General features: G+C 72.5%; 23 protein-coding genes. 18 read left to right on the forward strand and 5 right to left on the reverse strand.

Annotation, left to right across the window (positions count from 1 at the left end; translation table 11 throughout):
• Window positions 1-28 precede the first annotated feature (28 nt).
• The 4 genes from OG587_RS21645 to OG587_RS21660 all read left to right on the forward strand — a co-directional run bounded on the left by OG587_RS21645 (window position 29) and on the right by OG587_RS21660 (window position 3,869).
• Window positions 29-925, forward strand: a complete 897-nt coding sequence (locus OG587_RS21645) for an AAA family ATPase (protein WP_329093054.1) — start codon at window positions 29-31, stop codon at window positions 923-925.
• On the forward strand, window positions 909-2,075 hold the full coding sequence (locus tag OG587_RS21650; protein ID WP_329093056.1) for a vWA domain-containing protein: 1,167 nt from the start codon (window positions 909-911) through the stop codon (window positions 2,073-2,075). The genes OG587_RS21645 and OG587_RS21650 overlap by 17 nt, the downstream gene beginning before the upstream one ends.
• Window positions 2,068-3,174, forward strand: coding sequence for an XdhC family protein (locus tag OG587_RS21655; protein ID WP_329093058.1), 1,107 nt, complete (start codon window positions 2,068-2,070; stop codon window positions 3,172-3,174). Before OG587_RS21650 ends, OG587_RS21655 begins: the two co-directional genes overlap by 8 nt.
• A gap of 128 nt (window positions 3,175-3,302) precedes the next feature.
• Window positions 3,303-3,869 carry a nucleotidyltransferase family protein gene (locus OG587_RS21660; RefSeq protein ID WP_329093942.1) on the forward strand — a complete coding sequence of 189 codons (567 nt, stop codon included), beginning with the start codon at window positions 3,303-3,305 and terminating at the stop codon, window positions 3,867-3,869.
• Window positions 3,870-4,163: 294 nt separating this feature from the next.
• Here OG587_RS21660 and OG587_RS21665 read toward each other — a convergent pair whose 3' ends face one another.
• Window positions 4,164-5,057, reverse strand: a complete 894-nt coding sequence (locus tag OG587_RS21665; RefSeq protein ID WP_329093060.1) for an endonuclease/exonuclease/phosphatase family protein — start codon at window positions 5,055-5,057, stop codon at window positions 4,164-4,166.
• A 203-nt stretch (window positions 5,058-5,260) separates the two neighbouring features.
• On the opposite strand from OG587_RS21665, the gene OG587_RS21670 reads away from it, so the two are divergent.
• The 7 genes from OG587_RS21670 (at window position 5,261) to OG587_RS21700 (ending at window position 11,492) form a co-directional block, all read left to right on the forward strand.
• Entirely contained in the window at window positions 5,261-6,301 is a 1,041-nt protein-coding gene (locus tag OG587_RS21670; RefSeq protein WP_329093062.1) for an LLM class F420-dependent oxidoreductase, read from the forward strand.
• Between the two features lie 276 nt (window positions 6,302-6,577).
• Entirely contained in the window at window positions 6,578-7,705 is a 1,128-nt protein-coding gene (locus OG587_RS21675) for a M24 family metallopeptidase (RefSeq protein WP_329093064.1), read from the forward strand.
• A 25-nt stretch (window positions 7,706-7,730) separates the two neighbouring features.
• Window positions 7,731-8,291 carry an elongation factor P gene (gene efp / locus OG587_RS21680; protein WP_329093065.1) on the forward strand — a complete coding sequence of 187 codons (561 nt, stop codon included), beginning with the start codon at window positions 7,731-7,733 and terminating at the stop codon, window positions 8,289-8,291.
• Window positions 8,291-8,701, forward strand: a complete 411-nt coding sequence (gene nusB, locus OG587_RS21685; RefSeq protein ID WP_329093067.1) for a transcription antitermination factor NusB — start codon at window positions 8,291-8,293, stop codon at window positions 8,699-8,701. Before efp ends, nusB begins: the two co-directional genes overlap by 1 nt.
• Before the next feature lie 207 nt (window positions 8,702-8,908).
• Window positions 8,909-9,667 (forward strand): class I SAM-dependent methyltransferase, encoded by a 759-nt coding sequence (locus OG587_RS21690; protein ID WP_329093069.1) that lies wholly within the window; start codon window positions 8,909-8,911, stop codon window positions 9,665-9,667.
• Between the two features lie 55 nt (window positions 9,668-9,722).
• Entirely contained in the window at window positions 9,723-10,943 is a 1,221-nt protein-coding gene (locus OG587_RS21695) for a DNA polymerase IV (RefSeq protein ID WP_329093944.1), read from the forward strand.
• A 147-nt stretch (window positions 10,944-11,090) separates the two neighbouring features.
• On the forward strand, window positions 11,091-11,492 hold the full coding sequence (locus tag OG587_RS21700; protein WP_329093946.1) for a DUF3040 domain-containing protein: 402 nt from the start codon (window positions 11,091-11,093) through the stop codon (window positions 11,490-11,492).
• A gap of 358 nt (window positions 11,493-11,850) precedes the next feature.
• On the opposite strand, the gene OG587_RS21705 is transcribed toward OG587_RS21700, so the two are convergent.
• The 3 genes from OG587_RS21705 to OG587_RS21715 are packed head-to-tail and all read right to left on the reverse strand — an operon-like array spanning window position 11,851 to window position 16,516.
• Complete coding sequence (locus tag OG587_RS21705) at window positions 11,851-14,292, reverse strand: transglutaminase family protein (protein WP_329093070.1); 2,442 nt, start codon at window positions 14,290-14,292, stop codon at window positions 11,851-11,853.
• Window positions 14,289-15,542: a DUF58 domain-containing protein gene (locus OG587_RS21710; RefSeq protein ID WP_329093072.1), complete on the reverse strand. Its 1,254-nt coding sequence runs from the start codon at window positions 15,540-15,542 to the stop codon at window positions 14,289-14,291. Before OG587_RS21710 ends, OG587_RS21705 begins: the two co-directional genes overlap by 4 nt.
• Window positions 15,539-16,516: an AAA family ATPase gene (locus OG587_RS21715; RefSeq protein WP_329093074.1), complete on the reverse strand. Its 978-nt coding sequence runs from the start codon at window positions 16,514-16,516 to the stop codon at window positions 15,539-15,541. The genes OG587_RS21710 and OG587_RS21715 overlap by 4 nt, the downstream gene beginning before the upstream one ends.
• A 492-nt stretch (window positions 16,517-17,008) precedes the next feature.
• Between OG587_RS21715 and mraZ the strand changes: the two genes are divergently transcribed.
• The 3 genes from mraZ (at window position 17,009) to OG587_RS21730 (ending at window position 19,164) form a co-directional block, all read left to right on the forward strand.
• Window positions 17,009-17,440, forward strand: a complete 432-nt coding sequence (gene mraZ / locus OG587_RS21720; protein ID WP_329093076.1) for a division/cell wall cluster transcriptional repressor MraZ — start codon at window positions 17,009-17,011, stop codon at window positions 17,438-17,440.
• Between the two features lie 226 nt (window positions 17,441-17,666).
• Window positions 17,667-18,671 (forward strand): 16S rRNA (cytosine(1402)-N(4))-methyltransferase RsmH, encoded by a 1,005-nt coding sequence (gene rsmH / locus OG587_RS21725; protein ID WP_329093078.1) that lies wholly within the window; start codon window positions 17,667-17,669, stop codon window positions 18,669-18,671.
• A 43-nt stretch (window positions 18,672-18,714) separates the two neighbouring features.
• Entirely contained in the window at window positions 18,715-19,164 is a 450-nt protein-coding gene (locus OG587_RS21730; RefSeq protein ID WP_329093079.1) for a hypothetical protein, read from the forward strand.
• A gap of 199 nt (window positions 19,165-19,363) precedes the next feature.
• On the opposite strand, the gene OG587_RS21735 is transcribed toward OG587_RS21730, so the two are convergent.
• Window positions 19,364-19,828, reverse strand: coding sequence for a hypothetical protein (locus OG587_RS21735; RefSeq protein WP_329093080.1), 465 nt, complete (start codon window positions 19,826-19,828; stop codon window positions 19,364-19,366).
• A gap of 412 nt (window positions 19,829-20,240) precedes the next feature.
• Between OG587_RS21735 and OG587_RS21740 the strand changes: the two genes are divergently transcribed.
• Genes OG587_RS21740 through mraY form a run of 4 tightly spaced genes read left to right on the forward strand, consistent with a single transcriptional unit; the run spans window position 20,241 to window position 26,222 of the window.
• Window positions 20,241-22,040: a peptidoglycan D,D-transpeptidase FtsI family protein gene (locus OG587_RS21740; RefSeq protein ID WP_329093083.1), complete on the forward strand. Its 1,800-nt coding sequence runs from the start codon at window positions 20,241-20,243 to the stop codon at window positions 22,038-22,040.
• A 40-nt stretch (window positions 22,041-22,080) separates the two neighbouring features.
• Window positions 22,081-23,625, forward strand: a complete 1,545-nt coding sequence (locus OG587_RS21745; RefSeq protein WP_329093084.1) for a UDP-N-acetylmuramoyl-L-alanyl-D-glutamate--2,6-diaminopimelate ligase — start codon at window positions 22,081-22,083, stop codon at window positions 23,623-23,625.
• A 12-nt stretch (window positions 23,626-23,637) separates the two neighbouring features.
• The gene (locus OG587_RS21750) at window positions 23,638-25,167 is read left to right on the forward strand and encodes a UDP-N-acetylmuramoyl-tripeptide--D-alanyl-D-alanine ligase (protein ID WP_329093085.1); all 1,530 of its coding nucleotides are present in this window, start codon (window positions 23,638-23,640) and stop codon (window positions 25,165-25,167) included.
• A complete protein-coding gene (gene mraY / locus OG587_RS21755) occupies window positions 25,164-26,222 on the forward strand; it encodes a phospho-N-acetylmuramoyl-pentapeptide-transferase (protein WP_329093087.1) in 1,059 nt (352 codons plus the stop codon). The genes OG587_RS21750 and mraY overlap by 4 nt, the downstream gene beginning before the upstream one ends.
• The last annotated feature ends 14 nt before the right edge of the window (window positions 26,223-26,236 follow it).

Consider the following 26,236-nt stretch of genomic DNA (forward strand, 5'->3'; position numbering starts at 1 on the left):
GACCCGCCGCCGGGCGTAGCCTGAGGTGGTGGTGAGGCGGACAATCGAGGCATCTGATGTGGAGTCGCCCGCGCAGCTGGCCGGGCTGCTCGACGAGCGGTCGTACCTGGCCGACGAGGGGCTCGTCACGGCGGCCTTCCTCGCGCTGCGGATGGGCCGCCCGCTGCTGATCGAGGGCGAGGCGGGCGTCGGCAAGACCGAGCTGGCCAGGACCCTCGCCGAGGTGCTCGGGGCGCCGCTGATCCGCCTGCAGTGCTACGAGGGGCTCGACGCCTCCCAGGCGCTCTACGACTGGGACTTCGCCCGCCAGCTCCTGCACCTGAAGGCGGCGGAGGCGGGCGGCGTCACCGACGCCGCCCGGCTGGAGGGCGAGGTCTACGACCGGAGGTTCCTGATCGCCAGGCCGCTGCTGAAGGCGATCGAGACCCAGCCCTCGGTGCTGCTCATCGACGAGGTCGACCGGGCCGACGTGGAGTTCGAGGCGATCCTGCTGGAGGTGCTCTCGGACTTCGCGATCTCCGTCCCCGAACTCGGCACGATCCGCGCCGCGCGGCCGCCGGTGGTCGTGCTGACCTCCAACCGCACCCGCGAGGTGCACGACGCGCTGAAGCGGCGCTGCCTCTACCACTGGCTGGAGCACCCCTCCTTCGAGCGGGAGGTGGCGATCCTGCGCAGGCGGCTCCCCGAGTGCTCGGGGATCCTGGCCGAGCAGGTCGCCACGGCGACGGGGCGGCTCCGTACTGCCGACCTGATCAAGCCGCCGGGGATCGCCGAGACCCTCGACTGGACCGAGGCGCTCCTGACCCTCGGCGCCCGCGAGCTAGACCCCGACGTGGCGGCCGCCTCGCTGGGCGCCCTGCTCAAGCACAGGGAGGACCACGAGACGGTGCTCGGGAACGGATTCTTCGGTGCGTCCCGGCGCTGACGGCGTTCCCCCCGCCGGGGTCCCCTCCAGCGAGGGGGTTCCTCCTTCCACGATCGGTGCCGGGGAGGACCTGGTCGCGGTCATGACCGGTTTCGCCAGGACCCTGCGCGCCGCGGGGGTGCCCGCCGACCACGAGCGGACCCAGGGCCTGCTGCGTGCCCTGTGTCACCTGGACGCCTCCAGGCCCGACGACGTCTACTGGGCGGGCCGGGTCACGCTGTGCGCCTCGGCCGACGACCTGCCCCGCTACGACCGGGTGTTCCGGGCCTACTTCGGGGGGCTGCGCGCGGGCCGCGCGAGAGCGGCGGCGGTCACCGTCACCCGGCACACCGCGGCGCTGCCGGAGACTCGCCCCGACCGGGGGGAGAGCGGCGAGCCCGCCCTCGCGGCGACCGCGAGCGCGACGGAGGTGCTGCGCACCCGGGACGTGGCCGCGATGACGGCGGCGGAGCTCGCCGAGGCGCACCGGCTCCTCGCCCTGCTGCGGGCGGGCAGGGAGCGGCGCGCGTCGCGGCGTTTCCGGCCCGCCCGCCGGGGGCGGCTGGACGGCCGGGCGACCGTCCGCGAGACGCTGCGCAGGGGCGGGGAGATCGCCGGGCTCCGCTACCGCGCGCACCGGACCAGGCCCCGCAGGGTCGTACTGCTGATCGACGTCAGCGGTTCCATGACCCCGTACGCGGACACGCTGCTCCGGCTCGCCCACGCACTGGTCAGATCGGAGCCGGGGGCGACGGAGGTGTTCAGCGCGGGCACCCGGCTGACCCGGCTCACCGCCGAGCTGCGCCACCGCGACCCGGCGACCGCGATGAACGCCGTCTCCCTCGCCATTCCCGACTGGAGCGGCGGCACCCGCCTGGGTGAGGAGCTCCGGCGCCTCCTGGCGCTGAACGACGCGGCGGGAGCGGTGGTGGTGATCGCCTCCGACGGGTGGGAGCGCGGCGACGTCTCGCTGCTGGGCGCGGAGATGGCCCGGCTGTCCCGGACGGCCCACCGGGTGATCTGGGTGAACCCGCACAAGGGCAGGGAGGGCTACCGGCCGCTCACCGCCGGGATGCGGGCCGCCCTTCCCCACATCGACGACTTCGTGGCCGGGCACAGCCTGGCCGCCTTCGAGGAACTGGCGACGCTGCTGGGAGGCGCTCATGCGTGACGTGCTGTCACAGATCCTGCGGTGGTGGGAGGCGGGAGATACGTTCGGCCTGGCCACCGTGGTCAACACCTTCCGCAGCGCGCCCCGCCCGCCGGGGGCGTCCATGGCGGTGCTCGGCGACGAGGCCGAGGGCAGCGTCTCCGGCGGCTGTGTCGAGGGCGCCGTCTACGAGCTGGCCCGGGAGGTGGTCTCCTCGGGCGCGCCCGTCCTGCAGCGGTACGGCGTGAGCGACGACGACGCCTTCTCCGTCGGCCTGACCTGCGGCGGCATCCTGGACGTCTTCGTCGAGCCCGTCTCCAGGGAGACCTTCCCCGAGCTGGGGGCGGTCGCCGCCTCGGTGCTGCGGCGCGAGCCGGTGGCGGTGGCGACCGTCCTGTCGGGGCCGGGCACGATCGGCACCCGCCGGGTCGTCTGGCCGGACCACTCCTCCGGCTCCCTGGGCGTGACCCGGCTGGACGACGCGGTGGACGACGACGTCCGGGGCATGCTCGCGCAGGGACTGACGGGCGTGCGCAGGTACGGGGCCAGGGGACAGCGGCGGCTCGACGAGCTGTCGGTCTTCGTCCAGTCCTTCGCGCCGCCGCCCCGGATGCTGGTCTTCGGCGCGATCGACTTCGCCGCCGCGGTCGCCAGGGTCGGCAAGTTCCTCGGCTACCACGTGGTCGTGTGCGACGCCCGGCCGGTCTTCACCACGGCCAAGCGCTTCCCCGAGGCCGACGAGGTGATCGTCAAGTGGCCGCACGACTATCTCACCTCGACCGTCGTGGACGAGCGGACCGCGATCTGTGTGCTCACCCACGATCCCAAGTTCGACGTCCCCCTGCTCGAGGTCGCCCTGCGCACCCCGGCGGGCTACGTCGGCGCGATGGGCTCGCGCCGCACGCACGAGGACCGGCTGGCCCGGCTGGCGCAGGCGGGACTGGGGGACGCCGAGCTGAAGAGGCTCCGCTCGCCGATCGGGCTGGACCTGGGCGCGCGTACGCCCGAGGAGACGGCGATCTCCATCGCCGCCGAGCTGATCCAGCTGCGCTGGGGCGGCTCGGGCCGGCCGCTGACCGACGGTTCCGGCAGGATCCACGGGGACGGGCCCGGCGCGTGAGCGAGGAGGCGGGAATCCCGACGGAGGCCCCCGCGGAGGTCCCGGTGAGGCTTCCGGCCGGGGACACCGAGGGGGGCGCGGAGGGGGGTCCCGCGGGGTCGGCGGGCGGGCGCCCGGCGAGCGCCGGGCTGCTGCTGGCCGCCGGGTCCGGCTCGCGGCTCGGCACTCCCAAGGCGCTGGTGGACTTCCACGGGGAGCGGCTGGTGGACCGGGGGGTCAGGGCGCTCCACGACGCCGGCTGTCGTCCGGTGGTCGTGGTGCTCGGCGCGGCCACCGTACGGGTACGGGGAGCGGTGACCGTCCACAACCCGGAGTGGAGCTCGGGGATGGGCTCCTCGCTCAGGGCCGGTCTGGGCGCGATCCCCGCCACCGCCGACCACGTGGTGATCGCCCTGGTGGACCAGCCGTTCGTCGGCCCGCGGGCGGTGGAGCGGCTCATCGGGGCCGCGGCGGGGGGCGCCTCGGTCGCCGTCGCCACCTACGGCGGCGCGCGGCGGAACCCGGTGCTGATCGCCAGGGAGCACTTCGAGGAGGTCGCCCGGCTCGCGACCGGCGACGCCGGCGCCCGCCCGTTCCTGAAAGCCCATCCCGAGCTGGTCGTCGCGGTCCCCTGCGACGACGTCGCCGACCCCGCCGACATCGACACCCCGGCCGACCTGTCCGCGCTCCGGGCCCGCCCGGACCTCGCCACCTGAGCCGCTTCGGCCCCCGAGCCGCCGGGCCGTCCGAGTCGCTGGGCCGTCGGACCGTCCGGGGCCGCCGGGGTGCCGGGTCATCCGAGCCGCCAGGTCATCCGAGCCGCCAGGTCATCCGAGCCGCCGGGGTGCCGGGGTGCCGGGGTGCCGGGGCCGCCGGGCTGCCCGGTCATCCGAGCCGCCGGGCCGTCCGCGTCATGGGAGTTCGAGGCGGCCTCGGCCCCGGGTCGTCTCGGCCACCGAAGCCGTCCGGGTCGTCCGGGTCATTCCGGTCGTCCGGACTCTCCTGGGCGGTCAGGCGGCCAGGCGCAGTGAGGCGACGGCGGCGCGGTGGTCGCTGCCCGCGGCCCGCTCGACGCCCGCCCTGGTGGCGACCATGCCGCGGTAGAGGATGTGGTCGGGGCGGGTGACGGGGAAGGACGCGGGCCAGGTGAAGCCGAATCCCGTACCGGCCTCCTGCTGGGCGTCCGACAGCGGCGGCACCAGGCCGGAGCGCTTGCGGTCGGTGGTGGCGGTGTTGAGGTCGCCGAGCAGCAGCAGGTGCTCGCTGTCGTCCCTGTCGACCATCCTGCGGGCGTAGGAGAGGGTCTCGTCGCGCTGGGCGGTCTGGCCGGGGCGGGCGGAGGCGAGGTGCATGACGTACACGGTCAGCCTGCCCTTGGGGGTGACGACCACCGCGCGCAGCGCCCGCGCCCAGTCGAGGCCGATGTCGGCCTTGCGGGCCTCGGCGATCGGGAACCGGCTCCACAGGCCGACCGTGGCGATCCGGTAGCGGTACGGGAAGCGGTCGTTGAGGACCTTCGCCGCCGGGCCGCCGGCGGTCAGCTCCTGCACCGCGACCAGGTCGCGGTCCCTTGAGACGGTACGCATGGCGTCGGCCGAGTCGGCGTTGGTCGCGCCGACGTTGAGCGTGGCGACCGACAGGTCGCTGGGCCCGCCCGGCGGGCTGCGCAGCAGCGTCGGACCGAACATGAGGCCCCACACGGTCGCCGGGACCAGCGCCGCGAGGATCACCTGCCACGAGCGGGTGGCCAGCGCGCCGACCAGCAGGACCGGCACGACGACCCCGAGCCAGGGGAGCAGACTCTCCAGCACGGGTGTGAAACCGCCCAGCTCAGGCAGGAGCCGGTGCCCCCCGAGTGTCAGGGCGAGCGCTCCCGCCGTCACGATGATCGACTGCCTCAGCACACCGCTCCTCGTCCACCCCTCCGGCGGTCACCTACCGCCGGGACACCCGCCCTCCGGGGTCCCCTACCCCGGAATGCGTAGGCTACCGGCCCGGCGGCGACGGCGCGGGGCTTGGTGCTTCGGCGGTGAGTCGATAACCTTTGTCGTCGAGACAAACGGAACAACATTCGGTTTCGTCGGCACCGCGGAAGGACGATCTCACGATGCGCATCGGTATGGCCCTGAACTACTCGGGGGGCTTCAAGGAGACGGTGGCCGAGCTGGCCGACTACGAGAAGGCCGGTCTCGACATCGTCTTCGTCGCCGAGGCCTACAGTTTCGACGCGGTCAGCCAGCTGGGCTACATCGCCGCCAGGACCGAGAGGCTGCAGATCGCCGCCGGCATCCTGCCCATCTACTCCCGAACCCCCGCCCTGCTGGCGATGACCGCCGCGGGCCTGGACTACGTCTCCGACGGCCGCTTCACCCTCGGCCTGGGCGCCTCAGGCCCCCAGGTCGTCGAGGGCTTCCATGGCGTCCCGTACACCGCCCCGCTCGGCCGCACCCGCGAGGTCATCGAGATCTGCCGTCAGGTCTGGAGGCGCGAGCGCCTGACCTACGAGGGCAGGCACTACACCATCCCGCTCCCCGCCGACCAGGGGACCGGCCTGGGCAAGCCGCTGAAGCTCATCAACCACCCGGTCCGCGAACGCATCCCCGTCGTGATCGCAGCCATCGGTCCCAAGAACGTCGAGCTGGCCGCCGAGCTGGCCGAGGGCTGGGAGCCGATCTTCTACGTGCCGGAGAAGGCCGCCGACGTGTGGGGCGCCTCCCTGGCGGCGGGCAAGGCCAAGCGGGACCCGGCGCTGGGCGAGCTGGACGTGATCGCCCAGGCGGCGCTGGCCATCGGCGACGACGTCTCCGGCTGGCTGGAGCTGGGCCGCCCGATGGCCGCCCTCTACATCGGCGGGATGGGCGCCAAGGGCAGGAACTTCTACAACGACCTCGCCCGCAGGTACGGCTACGAGAAGGAGGCCGAGCAGATCCAGAACCTCTACCTGGACGGCAGGAAGGACGAGGCCGCCGCGCTCGTGCCGCACGAGCTGCTGGAGAAGATGTCCCTGATCGGCCCCGAGGGGCACGTCCGCGAGCGCCTGCAGGCCATGCGCGAGTCGGGCGTCACGACCGTCAACGTCGCCCCGCTGGCCGGCACCCACGAGGAGCGCGTCCGGCTCATCGAGAGGGTCAGGGAACTCGCCTCCTGACCCGGCCTCTCCCACCGGCGTATGGGCAGGGCCGCGGTTGAGGTGAGGGCATCGGTCTGACCCGGCCTTTCCGGACGGGCGGGCGTATGGGCAGGGCCGCGGTTGAGGTGAGGGCATCGGTCTGACCCGGCCTTTCCGGACGGGCGGGCGTATGGGCAGGGCCGCGGTTGAGGTGAGGGCATCGGTCTGACCCGGCCTCTCCCGGCGGATGGGTGTGCGGGCGGGGGCACGGTCAAGGTGACGACATCGGTCAAATCGGTTAATAGCATGCGTACCATGACCGCCACCCATGCCCGGCGCCGCGCGAACCTCGCGGCCCTGCTGCCCGCTCACGAGGCGGACGCGATCCTGGTCACCGGCGGCGTGAACGTGCGCTACCTGACCGGTCTGGCCAGCTCCAACGCGGCCGTCCTGGTCAGGGCCGACGCCACCGCCACGCTGGCCACCGACTCCCGCTACCTCGGGGCCGCCCTGCGCGTCTGCGCCGACATCGAGGTGATCGAGAAGCCCGACGTCGCCGGGGGCCTGCTGCCCGAGACCGGCCGGACGGGCATCGAGGCCGACCACATGTCCGTAGCCGGCTACTTCCGGCTGGGCGGGGAGCCCCTCCGCCTGTCAGGGGTGGTGGAGTCGGTGCGCATGGTCAAGGACGACGAGGAGATCGACCTCATCCGCACCGCGTGCGAGCTCACCGACCGGGCCTTCGCCGAGGTCCTGCCCGAACTGCGCCCGGGGCTGACCGAGAAGGAGGTCGCCAGGGCGCTGGAGCGCCGGATGATCGAACTGGGCGCGGACGGGCTCGCCTTCGACTCGATCGTCGCGAGCGGGCCCAACGGCGCGATCCCGCACCACTCGCCCTCGGACCGGCCGCTGGAGCGCGGGGACCTGGTCACCATGGACTTCGGGGCGCTGTACCGGGGCTACCACGCCGACATGACCAGGACCGTGGCGATCGGCGAGCCCGCGGGGTGGCAGCACGAGCTGTACGACCTGGTCCACGCCTCCCAGCGGGCCGGCGTCCTGGCCGCGCGGACCGGCGCGGCGCTCCACGAGGTGGACGCCGCCGCCCGCGACCTGATCGGGGAGGCGGGGTACGGGGAGTTCTTCAAGCACGGCCTCGGCCACGGCGTCGGGCTGCAGATCCACGAGGCGCCGTTCCTGTCCCGGAGAAGGCCCGAGGACTCCCAGGGAGAGCGGGACGGCTCCCCGAAGCTGGAACGATCTTCACGAGAGCCGGAGCGCGACCATGAGCACGCTAGACTAGAGGATCGAGTTCCGGTAACCGTCGAACCCGGGGTTTACCTTCCCGGCAGGGGCGGCGTCCGCATCGAGGACACGCTCGTGGCGCGCGATGGCGGGCCGGAACTTCTCACACGGACGACCAAAGAGCTGCTCGTCCTTTAAGAGCGGCCGTACGCAGGAGAGACTAGTGGCGACGACGAACGACCTCAAGAACGGCCTGGTGCTCAAGCTCGACGGCGGTGAGCTCTGGGCCGTCGTGGAGTTCCAGCACGTCAAGCCCGGCAAGGGCGGCGCGTTCGTCCGTACCAAGCTCAAGAACGTGCTATCGGGCAAGGTCGTCGACAAGACCTTCAACGCGGGCGTCAAGGTCGAGGTGGCCAACGTCGACAAGCGCGAGATGCAGTTCTCCTACATGGACGGTGACGACTACGTCTTCATGGACACCGAGAACTACGACATGCTCCACGTCACCAGGGTGGCGGTCGGAGACTCGGCCAACTACCTGCTGGAGAACATGCTGGCCACCGTGGCGATCAACGAGGGCAACGTCCTCTACGTCGACCTGCCCGCGGCCGTGGAGCTGCTCGTCGCCGAGACCGAGCCCGGTCTCCAGGGCGACCGCTCCACCGGCGGCACCAAGCCCGCCACGCTGGAGACCGGCGCCGAGATCAAGGTGCCGCTCTTCATCACCACCGGCGAGAAGGTCAAGGTCGACACCCGCACCGGCGATTATCTCGGCCGCGCCTGATGTCGGCACGAGGTAAGGCGCGCAGGCGCGCGCTGGACATCCTCTTCGAGGCCGAGGCGCGCAGTGAGGACCCGCTGAGCGTCCTCGCGGAGCGCCTGGAGCGGGCCGAGCCGCCCGTGAACGAGTACACCACGACGATCGTCGAGGGCGTGTGCAGGCACCGGTCGCGCATCGACGAGCTGATCACCACCTACTCCGAGGGCTGGACGCTCGACCGCATGCCGGCGGTCGACCGCAACCTCCTGCGCGGCGGCACCTACGAGCTGCTGTGGATGCCCGACGTCCCCGAGGGCGTCGTCATCAGCGAGTGGGTCAGCCTGGCCTCCGAGCTGTCGACCGACGAGTCGCCGCAGTTCGTCAACGGCCTGATGGCCCGTTTCAAGCAGCTCAAGCCGTCCCTGGCGCTCTAGCCGCCCCCACGGGGAGCCCGGATCTCCGGTCTCCCCGCCCCGGCGCGCCGCTGCCCGAGGCGTCCCCTTTCCTCCAGGCTTGCCGGCGGGATCCGTCCGCGTCAGGAAAAAGACTCGATCAAGCGGGAGTATGGATACTCCTTGGGCCGCGCCGGGGGGCACGCGGCGTAGGCTGGGTTCGTCACCGGATGAGGAGGCGATCTGAAGTTGCACGCCGTAGGCATCTCACGGCAGGCGGGCACCCCCGCGGTCCGCACAGCGGTCGTGTGGGACGTCCTGAGTGCCGTGCTGGCCGAGCGGGTGGCCGCGACAGGCCGTGAGCGGCTCGACATCGTCGACGCCGGGGGTGGTACGGGTGGTTTCGCCGTCCCCCTGGCCGACCTGGGGCACGCCGTGACGGTCGTCGACTCCAGCCCCGACTCGCTCGCCGCGCTGGAGCGCCGCGCGGCGGAGGCGGGGGTGGAGGTGCGCGCCCTGCAGGGCGACGCCGCGGATCTGGGGGAGCTGCTGCCGACCGGCGGCGCCGACCTGGTGCTCTGCCACAGCGTGCTGGAGTACGTGGAGGACCCGATCGGCGCGGTGAAGGCCATGGCCGGCCTGCTGCGCGAGGGCGGCGTGATCAGCGTGCTCGCCGCCAACCCGCTCGCCGCCGCGCTGCACCGCTCCATCGCCGGCAGGTTCGACGAGGCCCGCCAGGTCCTGGACGATCCCGAGGGCCGCTGGGGCGACCGCGACCCCACACCCAGGCGTTTCACCCGCGAGGCCCTGGAGCGGCTTCTCACCGCGACGGGCTTCGCGCCCGGCGAGGTGCACGGCGTACGGGTCTTCGCCGACCTGGTGCCCAGCAGGCTGCTCGACGGCGAGCCCGGAGCCGCCCGCGCCCTGGTCGCCCTGGAGCAGGCCGCGGCGGCGCACCCGGTGCTCCGCGACATCGCGACCCAACTGCACGTGCTTGGCCACCGGTGAACGCCGCGTCGAACGCGTGTTCCCGTAGGATGGCGGTGTGTCGAGAAAGCAGCAGATGTCGCGTCCGGACTCCGATCTGGGGACGGACGACACCGGCTGCCCGATCCTCCACGTCGACATGGACGCCTTCTACGCGGGCGTCGAGCTGCGCGATCGTCCCGATCTCCGGGGCACCCCCGTCATCATCGGCGCGCCCGGGGCGCGCGGGGTGGTGCTCAGCGCCACCTACGAGGCCCGGAGGTTCGGGGTGCACTCGGCGATGCCCATGACCCGGGCCCGACGGCTCTGCCCGCACGCGGTGATCATCCCGCCGAGCCGGGGCAAATACGCGGAGGTCTCCCGGCGCGTCATGGAGATCTTCCAGACCTTCACCCCCGAGGTCGAGCCGATCGCCTCCGACGAGGCGTTCCTCGACGTCGGCGGGGCGCGCAAGCGCCTCGGCCCGCCGACGGCGATCGCCCGGATGATCCGTGAGCAGGTCGTGCGCGAGCAGGGCGTCACCTGCTCCGTCGGGGTCGCCAACAGTAAATTCGTGGCGAAGCTCGCCTCCCGCCACTGCAAGCCCGACGGCCTGTTCGTGGTGCCCGCCGACCGGGTGGTCGACTTCCTGCACCCGCTGCCGGTGGCGGCGCTGTGGGGCGTCGGGGAGCGCACCGAGCAGTCGCTGGCCCGCCTCGGCATCAGGACCGTCGGAGACCTCGCCAGGGTCCCGGTGGACACGCTCCAGCGGGATCTGGGCCAGGCGGCGGGCGCGCACCTGGCGGCGCTCGCCTGGGGGCGCGACGAACGGCCGGTGACCCCCGACGTCCCCGACAAGAGCATCGGCGCGGAAGAGACTTTCGCCACAGACATCGCCGACCCGGTGGAGATCCGCAGGGAGCTGCTCCGGCTCTCGGAGCGGGTCGCCGCCAGGCTGAGGCGAGGGGGCAGCGTCGGCCGCACGGTCAGCGTCAAGCTGCGCCGCGCCGACTTCACCACCCTCACCCGGTCCCGGAGCCTCCGCGAGCCCACCGACGTCGCCAAGATCCTGTACGACGTCGCCTGCGCCCTCTACACCGCCTCCGGCCTGGAGAACGCGAGCCTGAGGCTGGTCGGCGTGCGGGTGGAGAACCTCAGCCCGGCCGCCGGGGCGACCCGCCAGATCGGGCTCGGGGAGCGCGAGACGGGCTGGCGGGAGGCCGAGCAGGCGATGGACCGGGCGGCCCGCAGATTCGGTCACGACGCCGTCCTTCCGGCCTCCCTTGTTCGCCCGCCGTTTGATGGAATGGATCCATGACGCCGCCTCCGGTTTGGACTACGTTGGACGTTTTCTTTCGTCTACGTCTACAGCCTCGTATTCTGGGGATAACCGACCGCGAGGTTCGGACACCCCGTGTCGTCCGTCACCGTCTTCCCCGTCCTGGGGCTGTCCTTGGGAGGCGCCGTGCCGCTCTCTGAGCACGAGCAGCGCTTGCTCGACCAGATCGAGCAGGCCCTCTACGCCGAGGACCCGAAGTGGGCCAATACCGTCAGGATCAGTGATCCCCGCAGCCACTACAGGCGCCGCCTGGTGAAGGCCTCCATCGGCTTCATCCTGGGTGTCGTCCTGCTGATGGTCGGCGTCGTGATCATCAACATCCCGCTCGGCGTCGGCGGTTTCGTGGTCATGCTCGCCGCGTGTCTGTGGGGTCTGTCCAGCTGGAAGCGGATGAACGGGTTCGGTGAGGCCAACGCGGCCACGCCGTCCGATCAGCCGCGAGGCAAGGGGGGGCGCCGTTCGGGCTCCCGCCAGAGCTTCATGGAACGCATGGAGGAGCGCTGGCGCCGTCGCCACGACGAGCGCTAGCCCGCCAGGGTCCGCCACCGTCCGCGGCGGATCTCCCTGACGATCCCCCTGTGACGACGAGGGTCACTCCCGGTGTGGGAGCGGCCCGCGTCATCCACCGAGTCCGCCCCTCGCGTGCCCCGGCGGCTTCGGACTCGCCGTTCCCCCTACCCCCGGTGATCGATGTTCGACGCTCCGCGCTCCCGGAGTCGCGGCTGTGTCCCTTCGATGTCCCCTCGACGTCCCTTCGACGCTCCGGGTTCGCCACCCGCCGGCTTCGAGGCCCGAGGATCCCGGCCCGCGCCCCCGATCGACCGGAACCTTGCCCTCCCTTGGTGATCGGGACGCGTCGTCGCGCGTCCCGATCACCAAGGGGCGCTCAGGCGCCCTTCCTGGCCGGTCTGCGGAGCCGGATGTTCTCCAGCCGGTCGAAACCGTCCAGCACCCGCCCGCCCATCGCCCGCATCCGCAGGAGCGTGGAGGGCGGTAGCAGCACCGCCCTGATCCGTCTGCCGCGGGTCACGGTGGCCGCCAGCGCCCGCCGTACGCTCCGCATGTCCTCGCGCAGGGTGCCGATCTCGCCCGGGGTCCTGGCGTAGAGCATCCGCTCCACCGCCGAGGCGATCCGTGCCAGCGCGGCGGCGGCCTCCGGCTCGAACACGTACTGCTCCGCCAGCCGCCTGGCCAGCGCGCGCGGGCTCTCGCTCGCCTGCCGCGACATCCCGTAGTCACACAGGGCGTCGTCGAGCTCGGCCCACGCGGCCGTCACCGCAGGCTCCCAGCGGAACCCCCTGACCGCCACGGGGGAGACGACGCCGGTGGAATCCCGGACGGCCGGTCCCTCGCCCGCCGGGTCCCCGGCCCGCCGTGAGTAGGACCTGCCACGGCGGACCCGCAGTTGCCATCGGACCAGCCCGGGGATCAGCGCGACCAGCAGCGCGATCGCGACCCCGATGCCGATCCGCGCGGCCAGCGGCATTCCCTCGTCCACCGGGGTGAGCACGCCGCCGAACTCCCGGTCGAGCATCTCGTCGCGGCGGTCGGCCGCCGACCCGGTGGGCGAGTCGGAGCCGGTGGGGTCCGACGACGGTGCCGCGCTCGGCTCCTCGGGGGTGGCCGGTGCCACCTCGGGGCGGGTGTAGGACGGTATCGTCGCGCTGCCCTGGCCCGCTCCGCCCGCCGGGGTGGGCTCGAAGCGGAGCCACCCGGTCCCCTCGAAGTACAGCTCGGGCCAGGCGTGCGAGTCGTGGGTGCGCACCTGCCACCCGTCGGAGGTGACGCTGCCCCCGGTGTAGCCGATGGCGACCCGGGAGGGGATGCCCAGGACGCGCGCCAGCACCGCCATGGAGGAGGCGAACTGCTCGCAGTAGCCGGTCCTGTTGCGGATCAGGAAGTCCGTCAGCGCCGAACCGTCGTGCCCCTGGGTGGCCAGGCTGTAGGTGAACCCGCCGGTCTCGGTGAAGAACTCCTGCAGCTGGATCGCCTGCTCGTACACGCCGGCCCCCCGCTCGGTCTCCCGGAGGGCCAGCTGCCTGATCTCGTCCGGCAGGTTGTCCGGCAGCGCCAGGTACCGTTCCCTGATCGCCGTGGCGGGCGGGGGCGCCGCCTTGAGGCTGTCCGCCGTGGGCTCGGGCTCGGCGGTGACGGCCTGGTACGTCAGGCCCCCGGCGGTGTTCCGCGTGGAGAAGACCATGAGCGTGTCGCGGTCGGGCCGCCAGTCGCCCGCCACGGTGACCTTGGACACCGGATAGGGCAGGGGGAGGAAGCTCAGCCTCCTGACCTGCTCGCTCACCGTGACGCTGAGGGTCGCCGGCGTGACGGGCACGCCCGCGCCCTGGCCGGGAGGCGGGGGCATCGGCGCGTCGGAGGTCCGGTCCTCCGGGCGGCCCCTGGGCTCCGACATCGTCCACTGCTCGCCGTCGAAGATGTCGAGCGAGTACATCCTCAGGTAGCGCGACGTGCTGTCACTGGCCTTGTAGGTCAGGACGGTGGAGTTCTCCGGCAGCGACAGCTGGCCGCGCAGGTTGACCATGGGGTTCGGGATGCTGATCGAGTTGCCGCCGCCCCTGCCGTTGCCCACGCCGAACCCGAACAGCGGGTCGGGCTCCAGGGTGGGCAGCAGCGCGGGCAGCAGGACGGCCAGCGCGATCGCGGTGAAGCCGATGCGCTTGCCGGAGAGCCGCAGCGCCCCGGTGTCGGAGGGGGCGGGCCGGGTGACGGTGAAGGACGACGTGCGGCGCACCAGCACCGCGCGGCCCCAGTGGCTGACCCGCTCCCGCCCGTCGGCGACGAGGATCCCCAGGTAGCCCAGGGCCCCGATGATGAACGCCGGCCAGCTGATCGGCTCGGCGACCACCGCCGCCGGGACCGTGAACAGCGCCAGCAGCGGCAGCCCGGTGAGCGCGGCCCTGCGCAGCCGCGCGGCCAGCAGGTCCACGAGGACGGCGATCAGGCCGACGCCGCCGCAGGTGAGCAGGACGATGCCGGTGCTGTCGGGCACCGGGGCGGCGAACCGCTGGATGTCGGCGAAGCCCGTCGTCAGCAGCCCGTCCAGCCTGGCGATCGAGTCCCAGGTGGGTATCACCCTCGCCCAGGCCTCGTCCCCGGCGAACGCCGCCGTCAGATAGAGGAACACCGCGAGCACCTGCGCGGGCGGCGCCAGCCAGCCGGGCAGCGTGTAGTGGCCGGCCAGCATGCCGATCCCGGTCACGATCAGGATGGCGCCCAGGCTCGACCAGAACCAGGCGCCCCCCTGGAAGAGCGGGTAGAGCGCGATCGCGACCGCTCCCGTGGCCACGCCCGACGCGATGGGAAGTCTCATGAGCCACCCCTGCTCGCCGCGAATCGTCCGCGCTGCGCGGCGTTCTGCCACACGTCCGCGACGGAGCCGCCGGCGGGCAGGCGCACGACGCGCCAGCCCGTTCCGGTGAACACCGACCGCGCCGCCTGGAACTCCTCGTCCTCGTCCAGCTCGGGATTCTCCCATCCCGCCACGTCCAGCATCACGGCCACGCCGGTCACGTTGCCGTGCCTGGCCCTGGCCAGCTCCCGGGCCTGGTCGAGGTCCATCTTGCCGAGCACGGCCACGATCAGGCCGTCGCCGCCCTGCCGCAGCGCGCCGACGCCGTACTCCAGCGACCGCGCCGTGCTGGCCCGTACCACGGCCAGGGTGTCCAGCAGCGACAGGCTCAGCCCGCTGTCGGTGAGGTGCTCGGCCCCCTGGTCGGTGACCAGGCGCAGGCCGAGACCCTCGTGGGCGAGGTGCACGCCGATGGAGGCCGCGGCCGAGACCGCCGTCTCGAACGACGAGCGCGGGCCCTCGCCCCGGTGGGCGTAGCGCCGGGTGTCCAGCAGCAGCGCGCCCCTGCTCTGCCACTGCTGCTCCTCGCGCCGCACCATCAGCTCGCCGTGCCTGGCGGTCGAGCGCCAGTGCACCCGCCGAAGGTCGTCGCCCTGCCGGTACTCGCGCGGCGCGATGTCGTCGTCTCCCGCCGCCGCCACGCTTCTCGTACGGCTGTCGCCCCCGCCCGTCCACTCGCCGGCCAGGCGGACGTGCGGCAGCGCCACCACCTGGGGGGTCACCATCAGCGTGTCGCTGATGGTGAACGACCTGGTCAGCTCGACCAGGCCGAAGGGGTCGCTGATCCGGACGGAGAGCGGTCCGATGTTGAAGCGTCCGCGCAGGTCGGAGCGGACCCGGTAGTCGATCTCCCGGATGCCCTGCGCCTCCACCCGGTCCAGGACGAACCTGGGCCGGGCACCGAGGGCGTAGGGAACGGTGTCCTCGATCATCAGCAGACCGGTCGGCAGCCGGGTGATGTTCTCCAGCCGCAGCGTCACGGTGGCCTCGCTGCCCACCTCGGCCCTGGGCGGGTCCAGGCGCCGGGCGCAGCTCAGCCGGTAACGGGTGCGGGCGACCACCATGGCCGCCAGCAGCGGCAGCGAGACGATCAGCACACCGATCCTGAGCAGATCGTGCTCGCCGAGGATGAAGGCGCACAGCAGCGCCGCGACGCCGGACGCGAGGAAGGACCGGCCGCGGGCGGTGAGCGCCTTGAGGCCGGAGGTCACCGGGCCTGGGCCTCGGGTACGGGTACCCGGCGGACCAGGTCGGCGATCACCTGCTCGGGCGGGCGGCGCTGCCCCTGGGCCTCGATGCTGGGCAGCAGCCGGTGCGCCAGGACGGGGACGCACAGCTCCTGCAGGTCGTCGGGGATGACGTAGTCGCGGCTCGCGAGCGCGGCGTGCGCCCGCGCGGCCCTGACCAGCTGCAGGGTCGAGCGGGGGGAGGCGCCCAGCCGCAGGTCGGGGGACTGGCGGGTGGCGGTCACCAGGTCGATCGCGTACTTCTTGATCGGCTGGGAGACGTAGACCCCGCGCACCGCCTCGATCAGCGCCTTCACCTCCTCGGTGGTGGCCACCGGCTCCAGCTTGTCCAGCGGGGAGGCGGCGCCGTGCACGTCGAGCATCTCCAGCTCCGCGGAGGGCGCGGGGTAGCCCATCGCGATCCGGGCGGTGAACCGGTCGCGCTGTGCCTCGGGAAGGGGGTAGGTGCCCTCCATCTCGATCGGGTTCTGCGTCGCGATCACCATGAAGGGGGAGTCCAGGCGGTAGGTCGCGCCGTCGACGGTGACCTGGTGTTCCTCCATGCATTCCAGCAACGCCGACTGGGTCTTCGGCGACGCCCGGTTGATCTCGTCACCCACCACGATGTTGGCGAAGATCGGGCCGGGCTTGAATTCGAACTCCCTGGTCTGCTGGTTGTAGGCGCTCACTCCGGTGATGTCGCTCGGCAGCAGGTCGGGGGTGAACTGCACGCGGCGCACCGGGCAGTCGATGGACCGCGCCAGCGCCTTGGCGAGCATGGTCTTGCCGACTCCGGGCACGTCCTCGATGAGGAGGTGCCCCTCGGCGAGTAGTACGGTCAAGGTCAGGCGGACGACGTCGCTCTTGCCCTCGATCACCGATTCGATCGACTGGCGGATCCGGTGCGCGGTGACAACAAGATCATCGAGCTGTGGTGAGACGTCATGGGTTACTGCCACCAGGCCTCCATGAGGGTGCGGCGGTTACGCGCCGGGGGGTTGCCGTTGCGGAATCTTTGTGATCCCGTAACTCATTCTGCTTACCGACACTACGGCGCCATGCGTTCCCACGGCGACTTTATGCGGTCATCAGGGATGATTCCGGGTAAACAGCCATAGTGTGTGCCGCGACCGTCGCGATCCTGTACGGGTGACGTGCCGGTCCTGTGGCGGCGCGGGGGTCCTCGCCTTCCATCATTCTTCACCGTCCTCCGGCTTATTTCATGATCTTTAGTCTATTCGGCGGCCTTACTCGACACGCCCGTGGCATGTGAGGGGCCGCTTACCCCCTCCACTCCGCACCACCCCATTTGAACTGGGGAAATGTCGTCGAAACCCGTCGTGAAGAGGCGTGGAATCAGTTGACGGTGGAGAGAAGTGGAGTATGGTGGTGCGCAGTGGAGGGCAGGGCTGCGACGCCTGGTGCTCCACTGGGCACGGGAGGTGAGGCCGGTGTTCCTCGGCACCCACCACCCGCGTCTCGATGACAAGGGACGGCTGTTCCTGCCGGCGAAGTACCGCGAGGAGCTGGCGGAGGGTCTGGTGATCACCAAAGGCCAGGAGCGCTGCCTCTACGTCTTTCCCGTAGAGGAGTTCCAGCGCATAACCGAGGCTCTGCGCACCGCGCCGGTGACCGCCAAGGCGGTCCGTGACTACAGTCGTGTCCTCTTCGCCAGTGCATCCGACGAGGTCGCCGACAAGCAGGGCCGGATCACCGTTCCACAGGCTCTGCGCGAATACGCCAGCCTGCGCCGCGACTGCGTTGTCATCGGGGCCAACACCCGGCTGGAGATCTGGGACGCAGCCGCCTGGAGCGCCTATCTGGCCGACCAAGAGCAGGCTTTTGCCGATCTGTCGGAGGAGGTGCTGCCAGGGATTCTGTGACTCCACGGTCGACTCATCGGTAAAACGTCGTTCGGCGAGGTCTCCACCCGCAACCACCTGCCCGTCAGCTGATGCACCTTCCCCGGTGTCAGGTGACGGGTGGACACGCGGGTGCGGATGGGGACCTGGCCGGACGGCCCCGAGGGTGGGGGCCAGTTTGCAAGACACCGGTGAGCGTCCGCCGCTCGTCCACGGGACGAGGCGGGAAAGAGGGGGGTTGCGCTTCATGCGCGCCGAGAACCACAACCATGATCTCCAGGCGGATCTTCCCGCACCCGGGGGTCACATCCCCGTCATGCTCGACCGGGTGCTGGAGTTGCTCGCTCCGGCGCTGGCCCGCCCCGCCCCCGTGCTCGTCGACGCCAACCTCGGACTCGGCGGCCACGCCGAGGCCCTGCTGGCCGCGCACCCCTCGCTCCACCTGATCGGGATCGACCGCGACCCCACCGCCATCGAGCGCTCCACCGCCAGGCTCGCCCCGTACGCCGACCGGATCACGCTGGTCCGCGCGGTCTCCGACGAGCTTCCCGAGGTGCTGGCCGAGGTGGGCCGTCCCCGCGTCGACGCCGCGCTGTTCGACCTGGGCGTCTCCTCCCCGCAGCTGGACGAGGCCGAGCGCGGTTTCGCCTACTCCTACGACGCGCCGCTGGACATGCGGATGGACCGCGACGAGGAGCTGACGGCCGAGGTCGTGGTCAACACCTACCCGGCCGCCGAGCTGATCCGGATCCTGCGGGATTACGGAGAAGAACGATTCGCCCCGCGTGTCGCGCACTTAATCCTCAAGGAAAGGGCCAGAGAGGCCATAACGTCTACCAAGCGGCTTGCGGAGATCGTCAGGACGGCGATCCCGGCCGCTACTCGCAGGACCGGGGGCAACCCCGCCAAAAGGACTTTCCAGGCGTTGCGGATCGAGGTGAACGCGGAGTTGACGGCGCTGGAACGCGCGCTCCCAGCCGCGCTCGACGCATTGACGCTGGGCGGGCGCGTCGTCGTGCTCGCATACCACTCCCTTGAGGACCGGCTGACGAAGCAGGTCATCACCGCGCGGACCAGGGACACCGGCCCTGTTGGCCTCCCCGTCCCGCTGCCGGCTCACCAGCCGCGGTTCGCGCTCCTGACAAGGGGAGCCGAGCTTCCGAGCGAAGAGGAGGTGGCCCGCAACCCGCGGGCGGCCTCCGCCCGGTGTCGGGCGGCAGAGAGGATCCGTGAGGCAGTTGACGAGGAGTGAGACAGACGTCCGACGCGCCGCGCCCAGCCGCGGCGCGCGCCCTGTGCGCGTCCCCCGCGCGGTGCCGCAGGGATACGGGACCGGGCCGGCCAGGCCTGCGCCCGCCGCCGCTCCGGCCGCGCAGGTCAAGGCGCCCCCCGCGCCCCGCCGCGCCCGGCCGCCGAGGGCTCCCTTCCTGCTGCTCGTGGTCGGCCTGCTCTGTGGCGGCCTGGTCAGCCTGCTGCTGCTGAACGCCGTGCTCGCACGGGACTCCTACAAGGCCAACGGGCTGAACAACGAGATCAACGGCCTGCGCATCGAGAAGGAGAGCAAGCAGAGCGCCATCATGCGGCAGGAGATGCCCGCGGCGGTCGCGAGGAACAACGAGCTCCAGGGGCTGGGGCCCGACTGGGACACCGCGCGCGTCATCGACCCCGACAGGCCCGCCGTCGGGGCCGCCGGCGACGTCAAGACGCCCGCGGGGCAGGAGCGAGTGCCGGGCACGGGCCAGTGAGGGAGAGCGGGGGGCCGGGGCCTGGACAGGGCCGAGGCGGTTCCGCGGGGGGACCGGCCGGAGGATCGGGCCGCCGCTCGCCCGGCGGTCCCGGCCGTACGGCCAGGCCGGGCGGCTCCTCGGATGTTCCCGGCAAGCCGCGCCGGCCGGGTTCCGGCGACGCCGGGCCCTCCGGCGCTCCCGGCGTGCCCGACAGCCCTCAGAAACCGGCCTCCCCGCGCAGGCCTCCGGCCTCGGGCAGGCCGGGTTCCGGCCGCGCGGGTTCCTCCGGCGGGGCCCGGGACGCCGACGGGCCGGCCGGGTCCGGTTCGCCGGGCAGGTCGTCCGGTTCCGGCCGTGCGGGTTCCCCCGACGGGCCGGGCTCGCCCGGCAGGCCGGGCTCGCCCGGCAGGCCGTCCGCCGGTTCCGGCAGGGGAGCCCCCGCCAGGGGACAGGGCGCGGACGGGACGGGCAGGCCCGGTTCCTCCAGGGGGCGGTCGTCCCCCGCCGACGGTCCGGGCAAGGGGCAGGGGTCCGGGCGGCCCGGCAGGCCCGGTTCCGCCGCGAGGCCGTCCGCCGCGGGCGGATCCGGCCGGGTGCCCGCTCCAGGCGGTTCCGGCAGGACGGGCTCGTCCGGCAGGCCACCGGCCTCGGAGGGCCCCAGCAGGCCCGACAAATCTGACAAATACGATAAATCGGCAAGGCCTGGCAGGCCGGGCTCCCCGGCGAGACCGTCGGCCGCGGGCCCGTCCGGCAGGCCGGGTTCCACCGGCAGGCCCGGCCCCGGCGCGCGACCGCCCGCTCCCGACGGGCCCGGCAGGCCGGGCGGCAGGGGCGGTACCTCCGGCGCTCCCGGGGCCTCCGGGGCCTCCGGGGCCTCCGGCAGGGCCGGCCGTCCCGGGGCGCCGGGCAGGCCCTCCGCCCCCCAGCCGGGCAGGCCGCCGGGCCCCGCGGCGCCGCGCAGGTCCCCGGGGCCCGAGGCCCCGCGCGGGCCGGTGCGGTCCTCACGGACGGAGGGGCCGCCGGACCCGCTGGGCTGGGTGCGTTCCGCGCCGAGGCGCGGGGGCGAGCGGCCCGGGGATCACGAGCACACCCGCATGACGGCGCGCGGCGGCGACGGTGGCAAGCCGCCGCGGCCGCCGCGGCCTCCGGCGCGCCCGTCGGCGGTGCTGCGCCTGGGCAACCCCCGCAGGCGCATCGGCATCGGCCTGATGGCGATGACCTTCGTGCTGTCCATCTTCGCGGGGCGGCTCATCCAGCTCCAGGGCCTCGACTCGAAGGTCTACACGGCGGAGGCGGCCAAGCAGCGCGTACAGGGCGAGAAGCTGCCCGCCAGGCGGGGGTCGATCACCGACGTCAACGGCCACGAACTCGCGCTGACCCTGGAGGCCCGCGAGGTCTTCGTGGACCCGTCCGAGGTCTCCGCCGACCAGCGCGACCGGGTGGCCACGATCCTCGCCAAGGAGCTGGGCACGCCCAAGGAGCCGATCGCCGCCAAGCTGGCCCAGAGCACCAGCCACTACCAGCAGCTCGCCGCGGCCGTCGACCCGGCGCTCGCCCAGCGGATCATGAAGTACGACCTCAAGGGCGTCGGCAGCAAGCACCGCTACCGGCGCGACTACCCCGGCGGCGACCTGGCGGGCACCCTGCTGGGTTTCGTCGGCACCGACGGCACGGGGCTGGCCGGGCTGGAGAGCACCTACGACAAGCTGCTCGCGGGCCGCGACGGCGAGCAGGTCATCGAGACGGGCGCCAAGGGACAGCGCATCCCGATGACCCGCAGTACCGTCCGGGCGCCGGTCGAGGGCAGGGACGTGCGGCTGACCATCGACCGCGACGTCCAGTGGGCCGCGCAGAAGGCGATCGGCGAGCAGGTCAAGGCGACCGGGGCGCGCACCGGCAGCGCCATCGTGCTGGACACGCGGACCGGCCGGGTGATCGCCATGGCCAACGCGCCCGAGCTCGACCTGAAGAACTGGATGAACTCTCCCGTCGCCGACCGGGTCAACCGGTCGGTCACGGACGTGTTCGAGCCGGGCAGCACCAACAAGGTCATCACCGCCGCGGCGGCCCTGGAGTCGGGAGCCGTGCGGCCGGAGAGCCTGTTCACGGTCGCCGACGAGATCAGGTGCGCCGACCGGGTGCTGAAGGACTCCCATCCGCACCCGACCGAGCGCCTGACCTTCTCCGGCATCGTGGCGACCTCCAGCAACGTGGGCACGATCCTCGCCACCCAGAAGATCGGCGACGAGAAGCTCCACTCGATGCTCCAGCGCTTCGGGTTCGGCGCGAAGCCCGGCACCGGGCTGCCGGGGGAGGAGGCCGGGCTCCTGCCCGACTGGAAGAACTGGTCGGGCAGCCAGCGCTGCACGATCGCGTACGGCCAGGGGGTCTCGGTGACGGCGCTCCAGACGGCCAGCGTGTACCAGACCATCGCCAACGGCGGGGTGCGCGTCACCCCGCAGATCGTGGCCGGCACCACCGGGGAGAACGGCGCGTTCACGCCGTCCGCGCCGGGCAAGCGGACCCGGGTGGTCGGCGAGCGTACGGCGCGGGAGGTCGCCACCATGCTGGAGGCCGCGGTGAGCGAGGAGGGTACCGGCAACCTCGCCGCGATCGACGGCTACCGGGTGGCGGGCAAGACGGGTACCGCGATGCGCTACGACACCAGATGTCAGGGCTATTGCGGATATACCGCGACATTCGTTGGTTTCGCCCCCGCGGACAAGCCCCGCCTGGTCGTCCTGGCGGTCCTCCAGGACCCCCAGGAGGGCCACTACGGTGGGGAGATCGCCGCTCCGGTCTTCAAGAAGGTGATGACGTTCGCGTTGAAGAGCGGGAAGATCCCGCCGACCGGAACCAGGCCGTCCCCGGTGCGGATACGCGCCGGAGAGTGACGAGTGAAGGTACGCTCTCGCCGTGCGTCCCCCGTCGTCAATGCGACCCTCAACCAGTTCACCCCGTCCGCTCTCGGGGCTGGCGAGCCTCATCGGCGCGCCCTCGGGCACGTCGCGAGCCCCGCTTGCCGCGGTGTCCGGGATCACCATCGACTCGCGCCAGGTGTGCCGGGGAGATCTCTACGTCGCGCTGCCGGGGGCTACGGCCCACGGGGCCGACTTCTCCGCCCAGGCCCTCGCCGCGGGTGCCAGCGCGATCCTGACCGACGAGGCGGGAAGGGCGGCCGCGGTCGCGACCGGCCTCCCGGTCCTCGTCGTGCCCGATCCGCGCCGCCTGCTCGGGCAGGTCTCCGCCTGGGTGTACGGCAATCCCGCGGCGGACGTCATGGTCGTCGGGGTCACCGGCACCAGCGGCAAGTCCACCGTCACCTTCATGCTGGAGGCCGGGCTGCGGGCCGCGGGGCACAGTCCCGGGCTCATCGGGGGCGTGGAGATCCACGCCGGTGAGCTGCGCTTCGCGCCGAAGCTCACCACGCCCGAGGCCAGCGACCTGCAGGCCCTGTTCGCCCTGATGCGCGAGCGGGGTGTCACCGCCGCGGCCATGGAGGTCTCCAGCCACGCGCTGGCGCTCGGCCGGGTCGACGGGGTGTTCTACGACGTGGCGCTGTTCACCAACCTGTCCCAGGACCACCTCGACTTCCACCGTGACCTCAACGACTACTTCGCGACGAAGGCCCGGCTGTTCACCCCCGAGATGAGCCGCATGGGGGTCGTCAATTTCGACGACGCCCACGGGCGGGAGCTCCTCGGCATCGCGAAGATCCCGATGGCCACCTTCTCCGCCGAGGGCGCCCTGGAGGCCGACTGGCGGGCCGTGGAGGTGCGGCTGGGTCCCGAGGGCAGCACCTTCAAGGTCGTGGGGCCCGGAGGCGTCGAGGAGGCCGCGTCGGTCGCCCTGCCGGGGCCCTTCAACGTGGCCAACGCCCTGGGCGCGATCGTCGCGCTGGTGGAGGCGGGTGTGCCGCTGCGGGCCGCGGTGGCGGGCGTCGGTACGCTGGCGGGAGTTCCCGGCCGGATGGAGCGGGTTCCCGGTGGCGAGGACTTCCAGGCCATCGTCGACTACTCGCACAAGCCCGGCGCGATCGAGTCGGTCCTGCGCTCGCTGCGCGAGGTCACCGAGGGCAGGCTCATCGTCGTACTCGGCTGCGGAGGTGACCGTGACCGTGGTAAACGCCCAATGATGGGAGAAGCCGCCGCAAGGCTGGCAGATGTGGCTATTCTCACCAGCGACAACCCCCGCTCTGAGGACCCCCTGCGGATCCTCGCGGAGATGATGGACGGAGTTCTCGGCGTGTCCCAGGACGGGCGCGCACATGTGATCATTGAGCCGGACCGCGCCGCGGCCATCGACCTGGCCATCGGCCGGGCGGGTTTCGGTGACGTCGTCCTCGTGGCCGGCAAGGGCCACGAACAGGGCCAGTACGTCGGCGACCAGGTGCTTCCTTTCGACGACAGGCAGGTCGTGGCCGACGCGATCGTCAGGCGCAGGAACCGCACCGGGCGCCGAAGCACGTATGGAGAGTAGGGAAGACGCATCATGATCCCGTTGCCGCTGGCCAGGATCGCCGAGATCACCTCGGGGGCCCTCGCGGGCATGGCCGACCCACGCGCGGTGGTGCGCGGCCCGGTCGTCACCGACTCCCGCGCCGTCGAGCCGGGGTCGCTGTTCGTCGCGATCAAGGGTGAACGGGTCGACGGGCACGACTTCGCCGCCCAGGCCGTCGCGGCCGGGGCGGTCGCCGTGCTGGCCTCCCGGCCCGTCGACGCCCCCGCCGTCATCGTCGGCGACACCGTGACCGCCATGACGGGCCTGGCCGCCGCCGTCTGCGCGGCCCTGCCGGCGACCACGGTCATCGGCATCACCGGCTCCGCGGGCAAGACCACCACCAAGGACCTGCTGGCCAGGCTCACCGCCAGGATCGGCCCCACGGTCGCCACGGCCGGCTCGTTCAACAACGAGATCGGCCACCCGCTGACCGTGCTGAAGTCCGGCGAGGACACCCGCTACCTGGTGCTGGAACTCGGCGCCAGGGACGCGGGGCACATCGCCCACCTGACCCGCGTCGCCCCGCCGAGGATCGGCGTGGTCCTCAACGTCGGCACCGCCCACCTGGGGGTCTTCGGCGGCAAGGAGGAGATCGCCAGGGCCAAGGGCGAGCTGGTCGAGGCGCTGCCCGCCGAGGGCGTGGCCGTGCTCAACGCAGACGACCCGCTGGTGGCCGCCATGGCGGGACGCACCGGCGCCCGCGTCACCTGGTACGGCCGGGGCGAGGGCGCGACCGTGCGGGCCGAGAACGTGACCGTCGACGAGCGGGGACGCGCCTCCTTCACGCTGCGCACCCCCTCGGGCGCCGCCCCGGTCGGCCTGCGCCTCTACGGCGAGCACGCGGTGGAGAACGCGCTGGCCGCCGCCGCGGCCGCCTACGAGCTCGGCCTGCCGGTCGCCACCATCGCCGAGGAGCTGTCGGAGGCCGAGCCCCGCAGCCGCTGGCGGATGGAGGTCACCGACCGCGCCGACGGCGTGACCGTGATCAACGACGCCTACAACGCCAACCCCGACTCCATGCGGGCCGCCTTCGGCGCCCTGGACGCGCTCGCCGGCGACCGCCGCCGCTTCGCGGTCGTCGCCGCCCTGCGCGAGCTGGGCGACGAGAGCGCCGCGCTCAACGAGGAGCTGGGACGCCTGGCCGGAGGCGCGGGCCTCGCGGGCCTGTTCGTCGTCGGCCCCGACGCCGGCCCGGTCCTGGCCGGGGCCAGGAGCGCCGTACAGGCCACGGGCCGCGTACCGGTCGGCTCCGCCGCGCACGTCGGGGCGGGGGGACCGCCGGGCGGCCCGCCCGGCACCGGCCGAGCCGGCCTCTCGCCCGTCGCCGCGTTCGGGGAGAGCACCGGAGCGGGCGGCGGGGTTCCGGCCGCCACCGGGATCTCGCACGCCGCCGACGCGGCCCAGGCGGGCGCGGAGCTGTCGGCGCTGCTCGCGCCCGGCGACGTCGTACTGATCAAGGGACCGCGGGCCGCGGGCCTCGAACGCGTGGCCGCGGCGCTGCTCGGGGGTGACCGCCGATGAGGGAGATCCTCGTCGCGGCGGTGGTCAGCCTGCTGCTGTCCATGCTGGGCACGCCGCTGGCGATCCGCCTGTTCTCCCGGCGCGGCTACGGGCAGAGCATCCGGGAGGAGGGACCCTCCGGCCACCACGACAAGCGCGGCACCCCCACCATGGGCGGCACCGTGATCGTGATCGCCGCACTGGTCGGCTTCGCCTGCGCCCACCTGTACAGCTTCACGCCTCCCACGGTCTCCGCGGTCCTCGTGCTGTTCCTGATGACGGGACTGGGCGCGGTCGGCTTCCTCGACGACTTCATCAAGATCTACAAGCAGCGCAGCCTCGGCCTGCGGAGCGGCGCCAAGGCGCTGGGCCAGCTCATCGTCGGCGCGGTCTTCGCGGTCCTGGTGACCCGTTTCCCCGACGCCTACCTGATCACCCCCGCCGAGACGCGCCTGTCGTTCCTGAGGGACTTCGGCCCCTCCATCGGCCTCATCGGGTTCACCATCTGGGTGCTGATCATGATCGTCGGCTTCTCCAACGCGGTGAACCTCACCGACGGCCTCGACGGCCTGGCCAGCGGCGCCACCGGCGTGGTGCTGGCCTCGTACGTGCTGATCGGCAACTGGCAGCTGCGCAACAGCTGCACCACCCAGCTCGGGCCCAACTGCTACTGGGTCCGCGACCCGCTGGACCTGGCCGTGGTCGCCGCCGCGGTGCTCGGCGCGCTGGTCGGGTTCCTGTGGTGGAACGCCCCGCCCGCGAAGATCTTCATGGGCGACACCGGCTCGCTCGCCCTGGGCGGCGTGCTCGCCGGGCTGGCCATCACCACCAGGACCCAGCTCCTGCTGATCATCCTCGCCGGGATGTGCGTGCTCATCACCATGTCGGTGATCATCCAGGTCGGCTTCTTCAAGATGACCGGGAAACGGGTCTTCAGGATGGCCCCGCTCCAGCACCACTTCGAGCTGAAGGGGTGGGCCGAGACGACGATCGTGGTCCGCTTCTGGCTGATCGCCGCCCTGTGCGCCGCCGCCGGGCTGGGGATCTTCTACGTGGAATGGATGCCCAGGCTGTGACCGTACGGACGAGC

Source organism: Streptosporangium sp. NBC_01469 (assembly GCF_036227305.1).
Classification (GTDB): domain Bacteria; phylum Actinomycetota; class Actinomycetes; order Streptosporangiales; family Streptosporangiaceae; genus Streptosporangium.

Excerpts from the sequence above, each read along its gene's own strand:
- OG587_RS21740 (WP_329093083.1), top strand. The coding sequence starts at position 20,241 with ATGACGGCGCGCGGCGGCGACGGTGGCAAGCCGCCGCGGCCGCCGCGG.
- OG587_RS21675 (WP_329093064.1), top strand. The coding sequence starts at position 6,578 with ATGACCGCCACCCATGCCCGGCGCCGCGCGAACCTCGCGGCCCTGCTG.
- OG587_RS21695 (WP_329093944.1), top strand. The coding sequence starts at position 9,723 with ATGTCGCGTCCGGACTCCGATCTGGGGACGGACGACACCGGCTGCCCG.
- mraY (WP_329093087.1), top strand. The coding sequence starts at position 25,164 with ATGAGGGAGATCCTCGTCGCGGCGGTGGTCAGCCTGCTGCTGTCCATG.
- OG587_RS21750 (WP_329093085.1), top strand. The coding sequence starts at position 23,638 with ATGATCCCGTTGCCGCTGGCCAGGATCGCCGAGATCACCTCGGGGGCC.
- OG587_RS21655 (WP_329093058.1), top strand. The coding sequence starts at position 2,068 with ATGCGTGACGTGCTGTCACAGATCCTGCGGTGGTGGGAGGCGGGAGAT.
- OG587_RS21670 (WP_329093062.1), top strand. The coding sequence starts at position 5,261 with ATGCGCATCGGTATGGCCCTGAACTACTCGGGGGGCTTCAAGGAGACG.
- OG587_RS21745 (WP_329093084.1), top strand. The coding sequence starts at position 22,081 with ATGCGACCCTCAACCAGTTCACCCCGTCCGCTCTCGGGGCTGGCGAGC.
- OG587_RS21705 (WP_329093070.1), bottom strand. The coding sequence starts at position 14,292 with ATGAGACTTCCCATCGCGTCGGGCGTGGCCACGGGAGCGGTCGCGATC.
- nusB (WP_329093067.1), top strand. The coding sequence starts at position 8,291 with ATGTCGGCACGAGGTAAGGCGCGCAGGCGCGCGCTGGACATCCTCTTC.
- rsmH (WP_329093078.1), top strand. The coding sequence starts at position 17,667 with ATGCGCGCCGAGAACCACAACCATGATCTCCAGGCGGATCTTCCCGCA.